The organism is Muricauda brasiliensis (genome assembly GCF_003057865.1).
In the GTDB taxonomy this organism is placed as follows: Bacteria; Bacteroidota; Bacteroidia; order Flavobacteriales; family Flavobacteriaceae; genus Flagellimonas; species Flagellimonas chongwuensis.
In genome coordinates this window covers 86,414-109,004 of the sequence record NZ_QBTW01000005.1, presented here as the reverse complement: position 1 = coordinate 109,004, position 22,591 = coordinate 86,414, and the positions used below count along the sequence as shown (strand labels likewise).

General features: G+C 41.3%; 17 protein-coding genes. 11 read left to right on the top strand and 6 right to left on the bottom strand.

Annotation, left to right across the window (positions count from 1 at the left end):
* The first annotated feature begins 1 nt into the window (after position 1).
* The 7 genes from DCK90_RS04325 (at position 2) to DCK90_RS04295 (ending at position 5,544) form a co-directional block, all read left to right on the top strand.
* On the top strand, positions 2 to 388 hold the full coding sequence (locus DCK90_RS04325; protein WP_108244962.1) for a DUF779 domain-containing protein: 387 nt from the start codon (positions 2 to 4) through the stop codon (positions 386 to 388).
* Between the two features lie 63 nt (positions 389 to 451).
* Positions 452 to 673 (top strand): membrane protein insertion efficiency factor YidD, encoded by a 222-nt coding sequence (yidD, locus tag DCK90_RS04320; protein ID WP_108244961.1) that lies wholly within the window; start codon positions 452 to 454, stop codon positions 671 to 673.
* A 65-nt stretch (positions 674 to 738) separates the two neighbouring features.
* Positions 739 to 1,701: a prolipoprotein diacylglyceryl transferase gene (gene lgt, locus DCK90_RS04315; RefSeq protein ID WP_108244960.1), complete on the top strand. Its 963-nt coding sequence runs from the start codon at positions 739 to 741 to the stop codon at positions 1,699 to 1,701.
* A 4-nt stretch (positions 1,702 to 1,705) separates the two neighbouring features.
* Positions 1,706 to 2,191, top strand: coding sequence for a DUF192 domain-containing protein (locus DCK90_RS04310; protein ID WP_108244959.1), 486 nt, complete (start codon positions 1,706 to 1,708; stop codon positions 2,189 to 2,191).
* Positions 2,192 to 2,716 (top strand): GNAT family N-acetyltransferase, encoded by a 525-nt coding sequence (locus tag DCK90_RS04305; protein WP_108244958.1) that lies wholly within the window; start codon positions 2,192 to 2,194, stop codon positions 2,714 to 2,716. It abuts the gene before it with no gap.
* Positions 2,717 to 2,747: 31 nt separating this feature from the next.
* On the top strand, positions 2,748 to 3,998 hold the full coding sequence (locus DCK90_RS04300) for an ATP-binding cassette domain-containing protein (RefSeq protein WP_108244957.1): 1,251 nt from the start codon (positions 2,748 to 2,750) through the stop codon (positions 3,996 to 3,998).
* Between the two features lie 82 nt (positions 3,999 to 4,080).
* Complete coding sequence (locus tag DCK90_RS04295) at positions 4,081 to 5,544, top strand: glycosyltransferase (protein ID WP_108244956.1); 1,464 nt, start codon at positions 4,081 to 4,083, stop codon at positions 5,542 to 5,544.
* A 63-nt stretch (positions 5,545 to 5,607) separates the two neighbouring features.
* Here DCK90_RS04295 and secDF read toward each other — a convergent pair whose 3' ends face one another.
* Positions 5,608 to 8,574, bottom strand: coding sequence for a protein translocase subunit SecDF (secDF, locus tag DCK90_RS04290; protein WP_108244955.1), 2,967 nt, complete (start codon positions 8,572 to 8,574; stop codon positions 5,608 to 5,610).
* Between the two features lie 224 nt (positions 8,575 to 8,798).
* On the bottom strand, positions 8,799 to 9,725 hold the full coding sequence (gene mdh / locus DCK90_RS04285) for a malate dehydrogenase (RefSeq protein WP_108244954.1): 927 nt from the start codon (positions 9,723 to 9,725) through the stop codon (positions 8,799 to 8,801).
* A gap of 242 nt (positions 9,726 to 9,967) precedes the next feature.
* Between mdh and DCK90_RS04280 the strand changes: the two genes are divergently transcribed.
* Entirely contained in the window at positions 9,968 to 10,339 is a 372-nt protein-coding gene (locus DCK90_RS04280; protein ID WP_108244953.1) for a hypothetical protein, read from the top strand.
* A gap of 80 nt (positions 10,340 to 10,419) precedes the next feature.
* Here the strand turns inward: DCK90_RS04280 and DCK90_RS04275 are convergent, their stop codons facing one another.
* The 3 genes from DCK90_RS04275 to asnB all read right to left on the bottom strand — a co-directional run bounded on the left by DCK90_RS04275 (position 10,420) and on the right by asnB (position 15,369).
* On the bottom strand, positions 10,420 to 11,430 hold the full coding sequence (locus DCK90_RS04275; protein WP_108244952.1) for a DUF6588 family protein: 1,011 nt from the start codon (positions 11,428 to 11,430) through the stop codon (positions 10,420 to 10,422).
* Between the two features lie 73 nt (positions 11,431 to 11,503).
* Entirely contained in the window at positions 11,504 to 13,444 is a 1,941-nt protein-coding gene (gyrB, locus tag DCK90_RS04270; protein WP_108244951.1) for a DNA topoisomerase (ATP-hydrolyzing) subunit B, read from the bottom strand.
* Between the two features lie 254 nt (positions 13,445 to 13,698).
* On the bottom strand, positions 13,699 to 15,369 hold the full coding sequence (gene asnB / locus DCK90_RS04265) for an asparagine synthase B (protein WP_108244950.1): 1,671 nt from the start codon (positions 15,367 to 15,369) through the stop codon (positions 13,699 to 13,701).
* 238 nt (positions 15,370 to 15,607) lie between these two features.
* Between asnB and DCK90_RS04260 the strand changes: the two genes are divergently transcribed.
* Entirely contained in the window at positions 15,608 to 16,141 is a 534-nt protein-coding gene (locus DCK90_RS04260) for a DUF2911 domain-containing protein (protein ID WP_108244949.1), read from the top strand.
* A 78-nt stretch (positions 16,142 to 16,219) separates the two neighbouring features.
* On the opposite strand, the gene DCK90_RS04255 is transcribed toward DCK90_RS04260, so the two are convergent.
* The gene (locus DCK90_RS04255) at positions 16,220 to 17,842 is read right to left on the bottom strand and encodes an amidohydrolase (protein WP_108244948.1); all 1,623 of its coding nucleotides are present in this window, start codon (positions 17,840 to 17,842) and stop codon (positions 16,220 to 16,222) included.
* A 155-nt stretch (positions 17,843 to 17,997) separates the two neighbouring features.
* Between DCK90_RS04255 and DCK90_RS04250 the strand changes: the two genes are divergently transcribed.
* Together DCK90_RS04250 and DCK90_RS04245 are read left to right on the top strand one after the other, a co-directional pair.
* A complete protein-coding gene (locus DCK90_RS04250) occupies positions 17,998 to 19,161 on the top strand; it encodes a helix-turn-helix domain-containing protein (protein ID WP_108244947.1) in 1,164 nt (387 codons plus the stop codon).
* 321 nt (positions 19,162 to 19,482) lie between these two features.
* Positions 19,483 to 22,587 carry a SusC/RagA family TonB-linked outer membrane protein gene (locus DCK90_RS04245; RefSeq protein WP_108244946.1) on the top strand — a complete coding sequence of 1,035 codons (3,105 nt, stop codon included), beginning with the start codon at positions 19,483 to 19,485 and terminating at the stop codon, positions 22,585 to 22,587.
* The last annotated feature ends 4 nt before the right edge of the window (positions 22,588 to 22,591 follow it).

Genomic DNA, 22,591 nt, shown 5'->3' with positions numbered 1-22,591 from the left:
GATGGGAAATTTGATAAAACGCGTGTTGGTATCGGACAATGCCATAAAAATCATTGACCAATTAAGGGAGCGCCACGGTGAACTTATGTTCCACCAAAGCGGGGGCTGCTGTGATGGCTCCTCCCCTATGTGCTTCCCTAAAGGTGAGTTGATGCTCAATGAGAACGATGTTAAATTGGGCACCATTCATGGATGTGATTTTTTTATGAGCAAGGACCAGTTCGAATATTGGAAACACACACAGCTTACAGTTGATGTAACCACAGGGCGTGGTGCCAGTTTTAGTCTGGAAATTCCGTTGGGACTCCGTTTTGTCATTAAATCGCGCATGTACACGGATGAGGAGCGGGAACATCTGGAGCCCGTACAATCCGCTGAAGAAGTATAAACCAAGCCCCGACTTTGTCGGGGCTTTTTGCTACCTTGCCCCTATCCTACACTTGAGGTTCACATGAAGAAAATTTTGATAGCGCCATTTTTACTGTTGGTACGGTTTTACCAACTTTTTATCTCCCCCATGCTTCCCGCAACATGCCGCTATTCACCAACTTGTTCGCAATACACGTTGGAAGCTCTAAAAAAGCACGGCCTGTTCAAAGGGGGATGGTTGTCCCTTAAGCGAATTGTCAGTTGCAACCCATGGGGTGGAAGTGGTTACGACCCTGTACCTTAAAAATTGCACTTTAATTAACCCGTGCAACCATTCAAAGTAGTTATATTAGTCCAAAATTTAGATAAATGTATTCTCTCGGATTTGATTGGAACCCCGAAGGAACCCTATTTACATTGGGTTTCATACAGATAAAATATTACAATTTGTTGTGGATTGCCGCCTTTGTTCTAGGCTGGTTCATCATGAAGAAAATCTTCCTGAACGAAAAGAAATCCATGGAGAAACTGGATTCCCTTTTTATTTACACCGTGGTATCGATAATGCTCGGAGCACGTTTGGGGCACGTTTTCTTTTACGATTGGGACTACTACAAGGACCATTTAGCGGAAATCCTATTACCTATACGAGAAAGTGCGAACAGCAATCTTTTCGGCATCATCAACGGATATGAATTTACAGGCTTCACTGGCTTGGCCAGTCATGGTGCCACCATAGCGGCCATCATCGGAATCTGGCTGTATACCCGTAAATGGAAAGACATTAAAATGCTTTGGTTATTGGACCGATTGGTAATTCCTTCCGCCATAGGCGCTGCATTTGTTAGGTTCGGTAATTTTTTCAATTCCGAAATCAATGGAAAAGTGGTCGACAAGTCCTATTTTTTAGCGACACGATTTATCCGTGATTCGGATGATATGCCAGCGTATCAGGCGATGGCCCTGACCAAGGAACAAACCCCCAATGCGGCTTATAAAGCCATTCAGCACAATCCAGAATTCTCTGAAGTACTACAATCCATTCCTTTCCGTCATCCAGCACAATTGTATGAAGGATTTTGTTACGTGTTGGTATTCATAGCACTTTATCTACTGTACTGGAAAACAGAATGGAAAAACAAACCGGGCTTCCTTTTCGGATTGTTCATGGTACTATTGTTCGTGGTTCGCTTCTTCGTGGAATTCTACAAAAAGAGTCAAGGTGGGTTCGAGGATACACTTGGCATGCTCTCCACAGGGCAATGGCTCAGTATCCCCATGATTTTAATAGGGGTGTATTTTATGGTAAAACCAGAACCCGTAGAATTATAACAGTATGGGAAAAATTCTGAAAATAATGTTCTTGGCCTTTGCCATTGTGTTGGCATCTTGCAAATCGGAGCCTAAACAATCCATCAAAACGGAAAATATTTCCTTCACCAAAGAAGGTGAGCTTGATATCCTATCATCGGAAACAGACTCCATTAAAGCCAATTTTGATATCGAGATTGCAGAAACGGAGTACGAAACCCTGACAGGGCTCATGTACCGAAAGTCCATGCAGCAAGACCGGGGAATGTTGTTCATCCAACCAGAAGAAGCTGAGCAGAATTTTTACATGAAGAATACCGAAATCGCTCTGGATATTATTTATATCAATTCCGGAATGAAAATCGTTAGCTTCCAAAAAAATGCAAAACCCCTGGATGAGAGCAGCCTACCTTCCAGGGCACCGGCAAAGTACGTATTGGAAATCAATGCGGGGCTTTCCGACCAATTGGGACTTCAAGTTGGCGACAGCATTTCCTTTTCCCGCAATTAAATGTCGAAATACCTTCTAGAAAACCAAACTTCAGAAAGGCTGATTTTTCGTAAGCTGGAAGAAGTGGATTTTGAGGAGTGGCTCCCCTTTTATCACAATCCAAAATCCACCCAATATTGGGAAGGTCTGCCTAGTGACCCGATTGAAGCTTGCACGTCTCAATTTGATAGGATCTTTGAACGTTACGAAAATGACTTGGGCGGAATGAACGCGCTTATTTCACAAAAAACAGGTGAACTGGTCGGGATTTGCGGTTTGCTTGTCCAGATGGTGGATAATATCGAGGAACTGGAGATTGGATACTCCATTCTACCCAAATTTTGGTTGCAGGGCTATGCGTTTGAAGCTGCACAAAAATGTAAGGAGTTTGCTTTCGAAAACAATTTCTCAGATTCTTTGATTTCCATTATTCATGTAGATAACATACCCTCCCAAAAAGTAGCTCAAAAAAATGGGATGTATTTGGACAAGACCACTACTTACAAGAATAATCCGGTGCATATTTTTCGGGTAAACGCAGGATAATCGTAATTTTAGTGCTTTACTTTTATACTCCATGAAGCTCTCCAACAGCTACGCTATCCTCACACAAAACAATTCCAACTCTGACCATTTGGTTCAGCATTTGCTCCGTAACCAAACCGTTACCGGTCTTACTGAATTGAAGGAATTAAATGGGCTTCTGTTTTCGCGTTCCGAAATCAATAGGTATATGGACGAGGAGGAACGACATGACATTAAAATACTGACAAAAGACAGCGAACAGGCATTAAAGACCATGAGCAGTGGGGAACAGAAAAAAGCATTGCTCAGCTATTTAATGAAACAGGACCCGGATTTTATCATACTGGTAAATCCGTATGATAATTTGGATGTAGCCACCCAAGCCCAGCTCAAGGAACAACTTATAGCTATCACTTCCAATAAAATAATGGTTCAGTTGGTCAGCAGATTGGATGATATATTGCCCAGTACCGACCAATTTTTTAAACTGGACGGTAACCAACTCCATTCCTATGATTCGCCCGATGCTTTTTGGAAGGAAAACAAAACCGAAGCCATCAGCTTTAACAGGACAATACCACCACCTTTGTCACCCGTTGTTGTGGATTTTGAGGAACTCGTGAGCTTTAAAAAAGTTTCTGTCAGTTTTGATGGTCGTCAAGTACTCGATAACATCGACTGGACCATATCAAAAGGGGAATTTTGGCAACTTATTGGACCCAATGGCAGCGGCAAATCCACACTTTTGTCCATGATTACAGGTGACAGTCATAAAGGATATGGTCAAGATTTGACTATTTTCGGACAAAAAAAAGGAAGTGGCGAAAGCGTTTGGGACCTCAAACAAAAAATTGGCTACTACACTCCTTCCATCACCAATAAATTTCGGGGCTACCACAGTCTGGAAAACATGATCATATCAGGACTGCATGATTCCATTGGACTGTATGTTCTACCAACCGATAGTGAAAAACAATTGGCCAATGAATGGTTACATCTGTTAAACTTAAAAAATAGAAAGAATGATCACTTTCGCGACCTATCAGTGGGAGACAAACGTTTGGTGATGATGGCCCGCGCCATGGTAAAACATCCCCCTTTATTAATTTTGGACGAGCCTACTGCCGGTTTGGACGATTCCAGTGCACATTTATTTGTGGCCTTGGTCAACAAAATAGCCAAGGAAAGCGATTCCACTATAGTTTTTGTCTCGCATCGCAAGGAGCCTCAATTGGATCCTGAGTATATTTTTGAACTTCATCCATCGGAAAATGGCTCAAAAGGAATGGTATCAGACATTTAATTGACTCATAAATAACCGTTTAAACAAATCAACTGTTTTTTCGCTATCTTATAGGGAATTCAACATTTAACCACTCCCTTACATGCAAAAGATCACTGTAAAGCCAGGCGCCAAACTTGTGGATTACAAGGCGTACGGCTCCCTCTACTCCTCCGTACTGGATTTTACGGAACAAGCGAAAGAACCTATTGAAACGCTACAAGGCCGAACCATCTGGATGATAAATTCTACTGCTATTGGTGGTGGAGTTGCCGAGATGCTCCCGAGTCAAATGAGAATTTTACGAGAACTTGGCGTCTCCATTGAATGGCTCGTTATTGAGGCAAAAAAGGAAGCCTTTTTCGATTTGACCAAACGTATACACAATGCGATTCACGGAAGTGGCAACGGCATTTTTACGGAAGAAGACCGGAAAATATATGAGGAAGTCAACCAAAATAATCTATCCAAGGCTTTGAATCTAATCAATGACGGTGATATCGTTGTGGTACATGATCCCCAACCCATGCCGTTGGCGGCAATGATCAAAAAAGAAAAAAATGTTTCCATTATCTGGAGATGCCATATCGGACTTGAGGATGATACCGATGTTACCGATGCCGTTTGGAAGTTTTTGGAACCCTACACCAACGATTATGATCATTTTGTATTTAGCCTTCCCTCCTATGTTCCAAACCCATTGAAAAATAGAACCTCTATTATTCCACCTGCTATTGATCCTTTAAGTCATAAAAACCGGGAACTGCAATTGCACAAGTGCATTGGAATTTTATACCAATCCGGCATACTGGACGATCATAAGGCCATTCTTTATCATCGATATAAACATTTAGTAAGAAGAGTAATGCCAGATGGCTCTTTTGATGTGTTGGATGCTGGAAAAAACCTAAATCTGATTTATCGCCCAATAGTTACAGAGATTTCACGATGGGACCGCCTAAAAGGTTTTAAGGAGTTAATGGAGGCCTTTATCAAAATGAAGACGGACAATCGAAAAAATGGTGACCCCAAAAGTCTGGAGTACAAACGAATTGAAATGACACTATTGGTGATGGGTGGACCCGATCCTGCATTTGTTTCCGACGATCCAGAAGGAAAAGAAGTCCTCGAAGAATTGACGGAAACCTATAAAACGGTGGATAAAAACATGCAGAACGATATCGCCATTTTGTTACTGCCATTGGACAATCCAAAAGAAAATGCACTGATTGTAAATGCGCTTCAGCGTTCCTCCAGTATTATTGTGCAGAATTCCATCCAAGAAGGGTTTGGACTTACAGCTACGGAAGCCATGTGGAAAAGAAAACCCGTTTTGGTATCCAATGCGGCGGGACTCAAATATCAGGTTGTTCACAATAAAACAGGGCAAATAAATCCAGACCCTATGGATATCGAAAGCCTGTCCAAGACCTTGGCCTATATGCTCAATCACCCTAAAGAAAGGGACAAATGGGGTTTTAATGGCCAGCTCAGGGTCATCCAGAACTTTACTCTGTTCAGTCAACTATTATCGTGGCTGGGAACGTTATCCGCAAACAAAGTATAAAAAATAAAGGCCCTCAAAATTGAGGGCCTTTATTATTAAAGTGTAATGTAAAAAAACGAAAAACTATGCTCCTGTAGCAGCAGCAATTTTCTTCTTTAATGAGTCGAACATCACAGGTGTTGCGATAAATACAGAAGAGTATGTACCTACAATTACACCTACGATCATTGCGAACATAAATCCTCTAAGGCTCTCACCTCCAAAAATGAAGATGGCCAACAACACGATCAACGTGGTAAGCGAGGTGTTCAACGTTCTACTCAAAGTGCTGTTCAATGCATCATTAATGTTTACTCCATCGTTGAATCCTTTAAGTGCTGTAATCTCACGGATGCGGTCGAATACTACTACCGTATCGTTCAGGGAGTATCCAATTACCGTAAGTATGGCAGCAATAAAGGCTTGGTCGATTTCCATATTGAAAGGCATAATGCTTCCTGTTAGAGAGAATATACCCAACACGATCATTACATCGTGGAATACCGCAACAACGGCACCCAATGAGAATTGCCATTTTCTAAATCGCAATAGGATATAAAGGAAAACTACCGCCAAGGAACCTATAATGGCCAAGAATGCATTTTTCTTGATGTCATCTGCGATTGTCGGACCTACTTTAACCGATTGTAGAATCCCGATTGATTTTTCTGATGCTCCCACGGTAAAGTCTTCAAAAGACGTACCATCTGGCAAATATTTTTGAAGGGTGATGTATAATTTATTTTGAATTTCGGTATCCACTTCCACACCTTCTTCATCCACCTTGTAAGGAGTGGTCACCTTAATTTGATTGGCATCACCAAAGGTTTTCACCATGGTTCCGCTACCAAATTCGGCATTCAGTTCAGAAGCAATCTCAGAAGGACTCACGGCTTTCTCAAAACGAATTTGGTATGAGCGTCCACCAATAAAATCGACACCTTGGTTTAGTCCTTTGGTAAGCAATGAGAATACACTTACTGCTACCAAGATTCCAGAAACAATGTAAGCAATCTTACGCTTGGACAAGAAATCAATGTTCATCTTGGTGAAAAGATTCTTGGTAATCCCGGTACTGAAATCCAATCGACGTCCTTTTTTACTGGTGTAGGCCTCAATCATTAACCTAGTGACAAATATGGCCGTGAACAGCGAGGTTACAATACCGATCATCAATGTAGTGGCAAAACCTTTAATCGGTCCTGATCCAAAAATAAACAGTATGATCGCCGTAAGACCTGTAGTAATGTTGGCATCCAAAATGGAAGACAAGGCATTTCCAAAACCATCGGCAATGGCTTGAGCTTTTCCTTTTCCACGGGCCAACTCTTCTTTTATCCTCTCAAAGATAAGTACGTTGGCATCTACGGACATACCAATGGTCAATACAATACCTGCGATACCCGGCAATGTCAACACAGCACCAAGGCTTGTTAAAACACCAAAAATCAAAAGAATGTTGAATACCAATGCGATGTCTGCGAACACCCCTGCTCTACCATAGTAGAAAATCATCCATACCAATACAAAGATCATGGCGATGACGAAAGACATAAACCCACTATCGATAGCTTCTTGTCCTAAGGATGGCCCAACTACTTCGGATTGGATAATATCTGCGGACGCAGGAAGTTTACCAGCACGCAGTACGTTAGCAATATCTTTGGTTTCGTTTACCGTAAATGTACCTGTAATCTCGGAACGTCCTCCAGAAATAGGCCCTGAAGAAACACCCGGTGCAGTATATACTTTGTTATCCAAAACAATGGCGATACCTGTTTGGTTATTGTATGCATCACCTGTCAATTCTTCCCACTCTTTAGCACCACGAGTATTCATGGTCATGCTAACGGCAGGTTTGTTGAATTGATCAAAGGTATCTTGTGCATCGGAAACTACATCTCCACTAATTCTTGGAGTTCCTTCCCTGTTAGATTTCAATGCATATAAATCTACTATCTCAACATCTTGTGCTGGACGCTCCCAAAGGAACTTTGTAAATTGAATATCGTTTGGCAACAATCTTTTGATTTCTGGCATCCTCAAGTACTCGCCCAATTCAGCGGTATCGGAAACCATAGCTCTTGCAATGGCGTGGCTACCTGGATTAGCAGGAATCAGTTTGCCCAAAATTGGATTGGCCTGTGCGGTCATATCCAAAGAATCCTGTGAAACATCGGAAAGCAAAGAATCGATTTCAGACTCTGGTTTAGCTTCGGTATCTTCTTTAGCTTCGGGCTTCAAGATTTCTTTTAAACGCTCATTGGCACTTACCAAAAAGTTTCCAATGCTGTTGTTGCTCTGCGGATAGGTTTCCCAGAACTCCAATTGTGCGGTACTTGACAAAAGCTCTTGTGCACGGGCGATATCCCTAGCACCAGGAAGTTCCACCAAGATTCGGCCGGAATTTCCTTCCCTTTGAATATTTGGCTGGGTTACACCAAAGCCATCAATACGTTCGCGAAGTACTTCGAATGCAGATACAATGGATTCATCAATCTTTCTTCTGATGATAGGCTTCACCTGATCATCCGTCATTTGAAAGTTGATATCATCGCTAAGACCTTTGTTTGCAAAAATATCCGGTGATGCCAATTTGGTATCTCCCTTGATTTGGTCAAAAGCCTCGAAAAATAGCTCCAAGTAAGTGTTATCACTACTCTTGGATGCTTCATCCGCATCGGCCAATGCTTTGTTGAAAACTGGGTTCTTGGTATTGTTGGCCAAGCCTTTCAAGATATCCTTAACGGAAATCTGCAAGGTAACGTTGATACCTCCTTTAAGGTCCAATCCCTTGTTCAACTCTTTCGTCTTGGCATCTTCATAGCTCGTAAAGCCCAAAACAGTGTTATCACTGATCGAGTCCAAATACGATGCCTCTAAAGCTTCACGCTTTGCAACATAATCTTCCTCAGCCTCCGAAATTTGGCTAACTGCGTATGCTTCAGCATCTCCCTCCAACTTGTTAGTGATGAAAGTATAAGACAACTGATAGATGCTCACCAAGCCAAAAAGGATCGCGAAAAGCCTTATAAGTCCTTTATTCTGCATTGATTGTTAATTTTATAGAAGTTTTCTTAAACAGCGTGCAAATATATCATTTCCGATAACATTTGACAATAGAAATTGATGTAATTGCAATTACGGTTGATGGTTACGCTGTTAAAATAAAAATGTCATTCCGGACAAACCTTTAAATTTCCATACATATTGATGGTAAAACTCCTCGAGGCCGCGTCCGAAATGACATCTTAGTTGGTTATTGTTGATTTGGTCTAGACTTCCAGAAGTCCGTTGGTTTTTTTAACGCCTTCTGCACTTTCCTGCATTTTGGCCTTTTCTGCATCGGACAATTCGATTTCAACGATTTTCTCGATACCTCCTTTACCCAAAATAACTGGTACGCCGATACAAATGTCGTTCAATCCGTACTCACCTTCCAACAAAGTCGAACATGGGAACATTTTCTTTTGGTCGCATGCAATGGCCTGTACCAATCCGGATACGGCAGCACCTGGGGCATACCAAGCACTTGTGCCCAACAATTTGGTCAAAGTGGCACCTCCAACTTTGGTCTCTTCCACTACCCAATTCATTTTATCCTCCGACAAAAATTCGGAAACCTTCACACTGTTTCTAGTGGCGTGGCCAATTAGAGGAACCATTCCCGTATCACTGTGCCCGCCGATTACCATACCGTCCACATCGGAAATCGGGGCTTCCAATGCTTCCGCCAGCCTATATTTAAAACGTGCACTGTCCAAAGCACCGCCCATTCCGATAATTCTATTCTTTGGCAATCCTGTTGCTTTGTGAACCAAATAGGTCATGGTATCCATTGGGTTGCTCACTACTATGATAGTTACCTCTGGAGAATGCTCGATAAGGTTTGTTGCAACGGTTTTTACGATTCCGGCGTTGATACCGATCAACTCCTCGCGAGTCATTCCCGGTTTACGTGGAATTCCTGAGGTGATCACTGCGATATCACTACCTGCAGTTTTACTGTAATCGCTGGTACTTCCAGTAATTTTGGTATCAAAACCGTTCAAAGAGGCCGTCTGCATCAAATCCATGGCCTTACCTTCGGCGTATCCTTCTTTGATATCCAATAAAACAACTTCTGCCGCAAAATTTTTCATTGCTATGTATTCTGCACAGCTTGCTCCCACTGCGCCTGCTCCAACTACGGTAACTTTCATTTGTATAGATTTAAATTTTAGTCTTCAAAAATAATGCATTTGACGCAGAAAGAAGCTGACTTTTACCAGTTTTAGCGCGTCAATTCTATCAAATTATACCTTCTCAAAGTTATTTTGAAGTGTAGAAAAGCTGATTATGACAGGTGGCGCCTAAAAAAAGAAATATTTTATAAATTTTATGCAATAGATTCCTACAATGCTACGTTCTTATAGTCCCAAATTTAACGTAACCTACTTGACCTATGAAAAAGCTCTTTTCATTGTTGTCCATTGTTGGCATCATTGCCATAAGCAACTGTACTCGCGTACCAGAGAATCACGACCCTATCCTGGGCATCTGGGCAAAGACTGAATCTACCAGCACCACAGACAAAAGTTCCAATACCGTTCGCGAAGAATGGATTTTCAACGATGTATACCTAGGTAGGTACCAAAGGTATTCGAACTCCAAATTGATTTTTTACACTGATTTTAAATGGTCCCAAGAAAAAGGAACCTATTCCATTACATACGGTGATCCTGAGGTGACCGATATTACGGTAAGCTTGGAGAAAGCAAAAACACCAGAAATATTGACCCTGGATAATGGCTCGGTCTTCGCCACCAGGGAATGACGTGAAGACTACATATATGAAAATAGGAGGCCCCATTACGGGGCCTTCTTTATTTTTGGTCAGTTGATTTGGTTTCCTTTCTACCTGAATCCGAAGTTAACACCAAAGGTGAAGGTGCTGAATTCAGCTATATTGTATTCTGCATTAAGTCTAAAAAAGCCAAGTTTCAATTTGGTACCCAAGGTGGCGGCTACCCCACTCGCATTCTTTGACACCGTAAAAGGGTCCTCTACCGTCTCCGAAAAGAAAGGTCCGTTTGCCTGATAAGTTCCCAGCAAATCGATATCCGATTTACCTGTGATATAACCAAGTCCTCCATAAAAATTGATTACCGGAATGTTTTTTGTTGAAACGACAGCACTAAAATTCCAAGTTTTAAAGTTTGCATCAATACGTTGATCACTGCCATCAATAAAATTAGAATCCGTAAAATCATACTCTCCGTTCAAATTGGTATATCCTATGACCGCCGAAATGGCCACGGGCATCACCTTGTCCGCTGGCAATATTTTGGTGAAATCATATTGCAAGCCAGCTCCAAACAATCCTATTTTGGCATCGTCATCAAATTTGATTTTTGGCAAAAAGCGTGCTTTCACCTCCAGTCCTTTGACCAAGCCAACACTTGCCTGAAGATACCCTGATGGGATAAAATTTAGGTTTTCTGACGAAAGTCCCGAAGGAAGCACAAAGTCCTCACGGAACACGCCGCTTTGGTCCTCAACAAAGACCTCTACGCCTTCTATATCGCCCAAGGCGGTCGACACCATTCTGGCTTGGCCCGGATTCTGCACAAAGTCCAAGTTCTCATAATCGGCAGGATTCAACAAAAATGCCTTTTTATCATCCTTGTTCTTAAAGCCGGTCATGTTACCAATTATAGAAATTTCGAATCCACCCAAAGGTTTGGCATACGCAGTATTGTACCATCCATTGGATATGCTGTAAATGGCCCCTTCAGAAACGGGAGACAAATAGGCATTGGCAAATCGTTCTGCATCTGCCACACCAGAAACAAAGATATCATTCAAATCTTGGGCCTTGCCCATGGTCACCGAGACCAACGCTAAGGCTACAATTATTTTTTTCATAATCTTGAAGTTTTACCCAAAACTAAAAAACTCGCCTTGGTGAGGCGAGTTTTTGTTGTGAAATGCTTGTTATCTATACATCTATATTGGCATAGACGGCATTTTTCTCTATAAATTCACGTCTAGGCGGCACTTCGTCCCCCATTAACATAGAGAATATTCGGTCCGATTCGGTGGCATTGTCAATTTGTACCTGACGCAATTTTCTGAAATCTGGATTCATAGTGGTATCCCAAAGCTGCTCAGCATTCATTTCACCAAGACCTTTGTAACGTTGGATACCTGCTCCCCCACCCATTTCTGCATTGATTGCATCACGGTCCTTATCGTTCCATGCATAGCGTTTTTTGGCACCTTTTTTCACCAAATATAACGGAGGGGTTGCAATATATACGTGCCCACCTTCAATAAGCTCTCTCATATAACGGAAGAAGAATGTCAAAATCAAAGTTTCAATGTGGCTACCATCGACATCCGCATCACACATGATGACTACCTTATGATAGCGAAGTTTATCCAAGTTCAACGCCTTACTGTCCTCTTCGGTTCCGATGGTAACACCTAAAGCCGTATAAATATTCTTGATTTCCTCGTTTTCAAAAACCTTGTGCTGCATGGCTTTTTCCACGTTCAAAATCTTACCACGCAATGGCAATATGGCTTGGAAGTTCCTGTCCCTTCCCTGTTTTGCCGTTCCACCTGCGGAATCTCCCTCCACTAGGAACACTTCGCATTTGGTCGGGTCTTGTTCGGAACAGTCAGATAGTTTCCCTGGCAATCCACCAACACTCATCGGGTTTTTACGCTGAACCATTTCACGCGCCTTTGCAGCGGCATGTCTAGCTTGAGCGGCCAGCTTTACTTTTTCCACAATTTGCTTGGCATCATCTGGATTTTCTTCCAAATAATCTGTCAACATTTCGGAAACGGCTTGACTCACTGCACTGGTCACTTCTCGGTTACCTAATTTAGTTTTTGTTTGACCTTCGAACTGTGGTTCTGCAACTTTTACAGAAACAATGGCCGTTAATCCTTCACGGAAATCATCTCCGGATATTTCGAACTTTAATTTGTCCAACATCCCGGAATTATCCGCATACTTTTTCAAGGTAGTTGTCAAACCTCTTCTAAAACCTGAAAGGTGCGTACCTCCTTCGTGTGTGTTGATATTGTTCACATAGGAATGAAGGTTTTCGGAATACCCTGTATTGTAGACCATGGCCACTTCAACGGGAATACCGTTTTTTTCGCCCTCCATGGAAACTACGTTCTGAATCAAAGGCTCTCTGTTTCCATCCAAGAATTTGATGAATTCCTTTAAACCTTCTTCGGAATGAAAAGTTTCCGAGATAAATTCTCCCTTTTCGTCCTTATTCCTTTTGTCCGTAAGTTTTATAGTGATTCCTTTATTCAAATAGGCAAGCTCGCGCATTCTATTGGACAAAGTCTCGTAATTGTATTCTGTTGTTTGGGTGAAAATAGTATCATCTGGAACAAAGGTTACTATGGTACCCGTTTCCTTGCTTTCCCCTACACTTTTAACAGGATAAAGACTCTTCCCTCTTTCATATTCTTGCTCCCAAATTTTACCATCACGATAAACGGTCGCTTTTAAACTAGTTGACAATGCGTTGACACAAGATACACCTACACCGTGGAGTCCACCGGAAACTTTATAGGAATCCTTATCGAACTTACCACCTGCACCAATTTTGGTCATTACTACCTCGAGGGCAGAAACTCCTTCTTTTTTATGAAGGTCCACAGGGATACCCCTACCATTATCTTCCGTAGTTATGGAGTTATCTTCATTGATGGTCACCTCGATTTTATCGCAGTAACCGGCCATCGCCTCATCGATGGAGTTGTCCACAACCTCATACACCAAATGATGCAATCCTCTGACCCCTACATCTCCAATATACATGGAAGGTCTCATACGTACGTGCTCCATTCCCTCGAGGGCCTGGATGCTATCCGCGGAGTATTGTTTCTTGTTAGCTTCTTCGCTCATATATTTTCTGTATTTGCCTCAAAAATTCAAATCTTACAAATATAATCAATACCCTGTGTAAATGGTCTTAAACTGCTTGTTGGACACCCTAAGTTATCAACAAAAACTGTGGAAAACGACTTGGTTTGAAGCTTATACCCACCTACCGCTACAGACAACTAAAAAGCCCCTTTGATAAGGGGCTTTTCGGACTAATTAAAAAATGAAACTAGTTAGATTACTGCTTCATAACGTTTGGTTGGTTTAAACGGGGGTTATTTCATATACGCATCGGTATGAACCTTAGCCACAGCTCTTCCTGATGGGTCGTTCATATTTTTAAAGGCCTCATCCCACTCCAAGGCAATCTTGGTACTGCAAGCAACTGAAGGTTCCTGGGGAACACACAGTGCTGCTGCATCCGATGGAAAATGACTCTCAAAAATTGAACGATAATAATATTCTTCTTTGGATGTAGGCGTTTGTATGGGGAACTTAAAATGTGCGTTCTCCAACTGCTCATCCGTTACTTCTTCCGCCACTACGGCTTTTAAAGTATCTATCCAGCTATATCCTACACCATCCGAAAATTGTTCTTTTTGTCTCCAGACCACACTGTCCGGCAAATAATCTTCAAACGCTTTTCGCACTACCCATTTCTCCATTCGTTCGCCATTGATCATCTTATCTTTTGGGTTGATGCTCATTGCCACATCCATAAACTCTTTGTCCAAGAAAGGTACACGCCCTTCAATACCCCAAGCGGCCAATGACTTGTTTGCCCTTAAGCAATCGTACATATGGAGCTTATCCAGTTTTCTTACGGTTTCCTCATGAAAATCCATTGGGCTCGGTGCCTTGTGGAAATACAGATATCCACCAAACAATTCATCGGCTCCCTCACCCGAAAGGACCATTTTGATTCCCATGGATTTGATTACCCTCGCCATTAAGTACATTGGAGTGGAGGCTCTTATAGTTGTAATATCGTAGGTTTCTAGATTATATACAACATCTTTTATTGCATCCAGCCCTTCCTGAATGGTAAATTTGATTTCGTGGTGCACTGTTCCGATATGATCGGCTACTTTTTGGGCCGCTGCCAAATCGGGCGAACCTTCCAACCCTACGGAGAATGAGTGCAGTTGTGGCCACCAAGCATCAGCAGTGTCTCCGGACTCAATACGCTTTTGGGAATATTTTTTGGCGATTGCGGAAGTTACTGAAGAATCTAACCCACCCGAAAGCAACACTCCATAAGGGACATCGGACATCAATTGACGGTGCACTGCGGCTTCCAAAGCATCCTTTATTTTTTGAATACTGGTCTCGTTCTCCTTTACGGCATCGTACTCCATCCAATCTCGCTTGTACCACCTAACAAACTCACCGTCGGAGCTGTGCATGTAGTGTCCGGGAGGAAATAATTGGATTTTGGAACATGTTCCTTCCAAAGCCTTCAATTCGGAGGCTACGTAAAAGGTTCCATTTTTGTCCCACCCGATATATAAAGGAATAATCCCCATATGGTCACGGGCAATGAAATATTCATCTTTTTCGGAATCGTAAATGGTGAAACCAAAAATTCCGTTCATTTCGTCCACAAAGTCAGCTCCTTTTTCTTGATACAAGGCCAATATTACCTCACAATCAGATTGGGTCTGGAATTCATATTTTCCATCGAACTGTTTTCTTAGCTCTTGATGATTATATATTTCGCCATTGGCGGCAAGCACCAATTTACCATCTGCACTAAACAGCGGTTGTTTGCCCGAAGCCGGGTCTACAATGGCCAATCTTTCATGGGCCATAATCGCTTTATCATTGGAATAAATCCCACTCCAATCCGGCCCACGGTGCCTTACTTTCTTCGACATCTCCAACAATTGGGGCCTAAGTACTTCTGTACTTTCCTTCACATCAAATGCGCATACAATACCACACATAAAAATAAATTTAATAACAATCTTGAAACAAAAATGAATTTAAAGTTAATAAAACAAAACAGTTACGATTAAAATAATTACATATCGAAATAAAAAACCATCAATATTAGTTAATTTGAAATAAAAAATTTGGTTTATCTTTTTTAACTGCCTCCTTTTGTAAGGATACTTAATTTTCCCGTCTGTATATTTAAACAATATTTTATTAACTAGTTTTGAAAGAACTTAAATCACAATCATGAAGAAATTAACAGTATTACTTATGGTGCTATGCACTAGTTTGGCATTCACTACAGATGCGACGGCACAAAAGTTTAGCGGACTGGACAAAAGTCCTGCGGATATCGCCTATTACCCAGCTAGTTCAAGAGAAGCTGATAAAGCTGCGAGAGTAATTTACAGTCGTCCGCAGTTAAAAGGACGTAGCCTTGCCGAGTTGGCCCCTGTGGGTAAAGTTTGGAGAACTGGAGCAAACGAAGCTACTGAAATCACTTTTTATAAAGATGCCAAAGTGGGCGGCAAAACCATTAAGGCGGGCTCCTATGCTTTGTTCACCATTCCTGGTGAAGATGAGTGGACGGTAATCCTGAACAGCAACCTACACCAGTGGGGAGCTTATTCCTATGACAGTGATAGCGATGTGGTCAGAGCCACAGCAACCACTTCTACCGATAGCGAAGAATTGGAAGCTTTTGGTATTGCTTTTGACGATGACGGAAATTTGGTCATGGGTTGGGGTACTACAAGGGCTACCTTACCCATTAGCTACTAAAAAGTTTTAGTTTTATAAATTATGAAAGCCCCATTTCGGGGCTTTTTTGTTTTTCCACATCACTATTAATGGAAGGTATTATTTCTTCTGAACACCGCCCAAGAAAACATGTTCGGCCGTTACATGTGGAATTTCTTCAGAGGGAATCGTCATAATGTCATCGCTCAATATTACAAAGTCGGCAAATTTACCTGGTTCGATGCTTCCTTTTTCATCTTCCTCAAAATTGGAATAGGCCGCCCAAATAGTCATCCCTTTCAGGGTTTCCTCCCTGCTCAAGGCATTCTCCATTTGAAAACCACCTTCTGGGTATTGTTCCACATCTTGACGGGCCACGGCTGCATAAAATGTTAAAAATGGGTTTACCTGCTCCACAGGAAAGTCGGTACCCAAGGCAACTAGACCTGCTCTATCCAATAAATCTTTATAGGCATAGGCACCTTTGACACGCTCGGCACCCAACCTATCCTCGGCCCAGTACATATCGCTAGTGGCGTGGGTAGGCTGAACCGAAGGAATAATACCATCTTTAAAATAATCGAAATCGGATTCCGATATTACTTGAGCATGCTCCACTTTCCATCTGCGGTCGGTTTTGCCCTCCAATGCTTTTTCATAAGCACGAAGCACCACAATATTGGCCGAATCGCCAATAGCATGTGTATTCATTTGATAATCGGTGGATGCGATTCGCTGTGCAAGTGCTTCAATCTGGTTTACTGGGGTGACCATGGCCCCAAAATGACCAGGCTTATCGGAATAGGGAGCGCGTAATGCAGCTCCTCGAGAACCCAATGCACCATCACCATATACTTTTACAGAACGAACATTCAAGCCTTCTGTTTTGATAATTCCTTTTTCCAAAAAATAATCCAGATTCTCGGGATAATTGGACACCATGGCATACACTCGTATAGATAGTTCACCAGCTTGTTGCAGACTATCTATCAACTCAATGATATCTCTCGGCAGCCCCGCATCGTTAACAGTCGTCAGTCCATAATCCAAAGAAATTGCTTCAGCATCCTTAAGTGCCTGTATTTTTTGTTCTAGACTCGCTTTTGGAATTACATTATCAATCATTCTCATTGGGCCATCTACCAAAACTCCGGTTATATTGGTATTTTCATCCAATACAATTTCACCCCCTTCCACGAATGTATACTCCGTAATACCAGCCAAATCCAATGCCTTTTGATTGACCAAATAGGCATGTCCATCAATGCGTTCCAAAGCCACAGGAGTATCAGGGAACAATTCATCCAGTTTATCCTTGGTCGGAAACTCTTTTACCTTCCAATCGTTCTGGTCCCATCCTCTTCCTAAAATAAAATTGGAAGGACGCTCTTGTTGAAACGTCACCACCCGTTCCACCACTTCGTCAAAACTTTGGGTTCCAACCAAATCAACCACCTGCTGATTCTGTCCCAATCCATAAAAATGACAATGGGCATCTATTAGTCCTGGAACAATGGTTTTGCCCTGGGCATCAATCTGCTCTTGGGCTTCGTATTTTTCTAAAATTTCTTCGGTACTGCCAACTTCAACAAACTTTCCATCTTTTATGGCCATACTTGATGCTTTGGAAAAATCGGCATTTACCGTATAGATATTTGCATTGGTAATGACAAGGTCAGCTTGTTCCTTATTCTCGCATGAAAAGGCAAGAAGAGCAATCACAATTAGATAGAAGTTTTTCATTTCTGTCGGTTTCCTTCAAAAATAGAAAAAGTAAGGATAGGGAAATCGCGCTCACCTAAATAAAGAGCTAGATATTTTTTGAAAATTTAAATTTTAAGAGTTTCGATTCATTATTATCACTACTTTACAAAACATTTTTGATAGCTAATTTACCTATGGACATTGTATCAGCTTTTTCCTTTTGGACAAAGGCTATACTGCCTTTAAAAACTTTGGAGACCGCCATCCCCAGCGAACTCAATCTACTCCATTTTATATTCATCGGAATATCCCTTTTGGGGGCTGGAGTTGGCAGTTACCTTATTTTTTTGAAAAAACATAATCTGTACATGGGAGTTTTCATAATTGCCATGGCGGCCATTCTTCTAGAGCTTACTTTACTGTGGTGGGATGGTGTTCTGCATATACCCAAAATCCCGTTTTATTCAAGTATTTCCTTTCTTTTGGGCCCATCCCTATTCCTCTATATCCAAAGAAAGGTGTATCCGCATCAAAAAATGAAGGCAACAGCAATATTGCAGTACTTCGTCATTTTTATTATTAGTTTGTTATCAATATTAATTCTGACCAACACCAATAGTGATATGCCTGGCAACGGGCTCAGACTACAAGGGGTTCAACTACTGAACAGTTACTACTTAAAAAGTTTTTATTTTGCCTTTTTCTTGGCTTTAATTATAAAACAATATATCAAGTATCGAAAACAGATTGATAGCATGGACCGAAATTGGTTAAGAATACTGGTTATTTTCTTCTTTTCAATATTTCTGATCTCAATAATAGGAGCCCTATTTAAAGATGAATTTTCACTTATTAATGTAACAAGATATATAATCGCCTACTTTTTTTCGGTTTTTATTATTATCATCTCTTTCCTGTTATATCTATTTCCTGCTATTGTTACTGAACCTTTACAAATTAGACTGAACAATACCCAAATCAAGGAAAAATATCAAAACTCAGGCCTAACTATAGCCATGGCGAGCACATTAAGATTACAACTTTTAAGTTCCATGGAGGAAAAAATATTTTTGAATCCTACATTATCGCTGGAGACCTTGGCCAAAAAACTCAATACAGACCGTTACAGTCTCTCACAAGTTATCAATCAAGAATTCAATAAGAACTTTTATGAATTCATCAATGATTATCGCATTGATGAATGCTTGGCTCATATTGATGAAAACCCACATCAAATAGACTCAATTTCCGACCTTATTTATGCGTCTGGATTTAACAATAAAGTATCTTTCTACAATGCTTTCAAAAAGCGAAAAAGTATGACTCCAGTCCAGTATATCAAAGCCTTAAATCAATAGTTTTTTGTCTTTTTTTTAAGAAAACCCAGCTAGCCTGAAATTATTTAACAAAATTTCAACAATCTCATCATCAATCTATTACACAAAAGTAAGGGTTAATATTCGTCGGTAAACCATAAACCTAGGTCGGTCGTAATCATCATCCCATCACCTCTCATTTATTTTATCTGCTGATTAAGATTAGTTCGGTCATATTTCAAAACATTATGTAGTCTAACTGGCCCATTTGTTTATTTGGATTAGTCACCAAAAAATTGACCGGCTTTTCTTAATCAATAAACTAATTCAAAAAATGAATCTATTAATTAACACTCAAATTAAATGAGAACAAAAACAAAAGTATTACTGGCGCTTTTGATGGCATTTGTTGTGCATCTGTCTTCCGCACAGGAAAAAATGATAAGTGGTACAGTAACTGATGGGAGCGGACTGCCATTACCAGGCGTAAACGTTGTTATCAAGGGGACCACACAGGGTACTCAAACCGATTTTGATGGTAACTATAACTTACAAGCAGAAGTAGGCCAGACCCTTGTATTTACTTATCTGGGGCAAAAAGAGACCCAAGCCACCGTAGGTGTACAGAGCATCATAAACATACAAATGGAAGAAGACGCGCAAGCCTTGGAAGAAGTTGTAGTGGTTGGTTATGGTGTACAAAAAAGGAAGGAAATCACTGGGGCGATTGCCAGTGTATCCGGAGGAGACATCCAAGGCCTTGTAACACCCAGTTTCGAAAGCCAATTGGCCGGTAGGGCCGCTGGTGTGCAAATCACCACCAATAACGGTATACTCGGGGAAGCCCCAAGAATCAGGATCAGGGGTCTAGGCTCAATTAGTTCTGGAACTTATCCTTTGGTAGTTGTTGACGGTGTTCCAATTATTACTGGAGATATTGGTGGATATGCATCGACCAACGCATTGAACAGCATCAATCCAAACGACATCGAATCTTTTGAAATTTTGAAGGATGGTGCTGCAACCGCTATTTACGGTTCGAGAGCTGCCAATGGTGTAATCTTGATTACTACAAAAAAAGGTAAAAAAGGTTCTACCCAAGTGAGCTACAACGTGGTAACCGGTTTTGCATCACCGATCAAAACCTTTGATTTGTTGAATACCGCACAGTTCTTGGAAACTGCAAATGAAAAGCGTACAAACAGAGGACAGGCTCCTTGGGCCATTGGAAATGACTATGATACCGATTGGCAAGGTGCAGTACTCAATTCAAACGCGCTGCAAATGGATCACAACCTATCCGTAAACGGAGGAACCGATAGGACCAAATATTTCATGTCCCTTGGTTTTACCGATCAGGACGGTGTTGCAGTATCCAACAACATGAAGCGTCACAGCATTAGAACCAACCTTGAACACGATGTTTTTGATTGGTTGACCGTTGGTGGTAACCTTGCAATCACTAGAACTGAATTAAATGGATTGAATACGGGAGGAAACTCACTTTCAGGAAACATTTTTAATGCTACCAGACAGCTTCCCAACATACCAATCTATGACCCGAGCAATCCTACCGGCTTTAACCTATCTGCTGATGGAAGCGTAGTAGGGCAATGGGACAACACAGACCCTGTTGGCGACAACATTTCCAATATTGGCTACGTACTCGTCAATAATAAATTCCAGTCCATATCAAACAATACTTTGGCCAGCGCTTTTGGCGAAGTAAAACTATTGGAAGGTCTTACCTACAGGTTCCAGGCAAGTGCCAACAATACCATTACCAATGGATTTTTGTACTACAGTCCCATACATGGTGACGGCAGGGGATCTAATGGAAGGTTACAAAACAACAATCAGGATTATCTACGTTGGAATACCCAGAACATCATCAACTACAACACTAGTATTGCTGATGCTCACAACATTGGTGTTACCGCTGTTATGGAATTTCAAAAAGATAAGTTCAAAAGTTTCTTTGGAACAGGTACCGATCTTTTAGATGAGTTCTACAACAAAAACTTAGTTACCGGAGCTTATGGCACACAAACTTCCGGAGGTAGTGTAACAGAAAACGGTATCAGCTCCTATGTAGGTCGTTTAAGCTATAACTTTAAACAGCGTTATTTTCTTCAAGGATCTATACGAAGGGATGGTATTTCAAAATTAAGCGAAGCCACCCGTTGGAATAACTTTACTGGGTATTCTGCAGGTTGGAACATTGCCAACGAGGAATTTTTCAGTGGTTTGAACCCTGCTATTTCCCTCTTTAAACTAAGAGGTTCATACTCTGAGGTAGGAAACACAGATATTGGAGACTATCCATATTTAGGATTGACCTCAGCCTCACAATACGGCACCCTAAACGGTATCGCATTCACCCAATTTGGAAACGACCTATTGATATGGGAAACTAGTAAAAAGACAGATTATGGGGTGGACTTAGGCTTCATGTCCGACAAATTGACCATCAGTTTTGACTACTATAAAAATGATATTGATGGTTTGATTCTTGATGTACCTGTACCTCAATCATTGGGTGTGCCGGACAGTAGAATCAAGAAAAATATTGGTAATATGGTAAACGAAGGTCTTGAATTTGCTGTAAATTACACTCCTTTCAACACAGCTAATTTCAGCTGGAATGTTTCCGCTAACTTGACATTGGACAAAAACAAGATAACCAACCTTCCCGAAGGTCAAGATATTATTGGAGGTACTTCTACCAACACCAACATCGCTCCCAACTTGATTATTAGAGAGGGGGAGTCCATCAACTCTATTTATGGACACAGATATTGGGGCGTTAACCCTGCTAACGGTAACCCAGTGTACTATAAAGCTGATGGTTCTTTGGTACAGGGCAACCTGGATACACAGACCTATTTTGTATTCAACCCCAGCAATCCTGGAGACCTATCAGAAGCTTCTTCTTTAAGCGCTGCGGACGACAAGTTTATTCTTGGAAATTCCTTACCTACTTATTACGGTTCCGTCATTAACAGATTCACATACAAAGGCTTCGATTTTAGCTTTATGTTCCGTTATAGTGGTGGTAACGAAGTGTTCAACGCAACTCGTAGAGATTTAGTGACCCAAAACTTCAATAACAACTCTACTGAGATTTTGGGAAGATGGCAAAGTGCTTCCAATCCTGGAGATGGAATTACACCTAGGCTTTACGCAAGTAGCAACACCTTTACAAACCTAACAGGACATGCTACAACTAGATTCTTGGAAAAAGGTGATTTTATTAGCTTGGACAATATCACTTTGGGCTATAAACTCCCATCACTAGTAACTGATAAGTTGAATGTGGACATGGTAAGGTTCTTTATCCAAGGACAAAACCTATTGACCATTACAGACTATAAGGGCTTGAACCCGGAAATGGAGTCCAGCGGTGTGGACATTAACGGTACACCAAGATCAAAAGTATTATCCATAGGTCTAAATGTTAATCTATAATTCT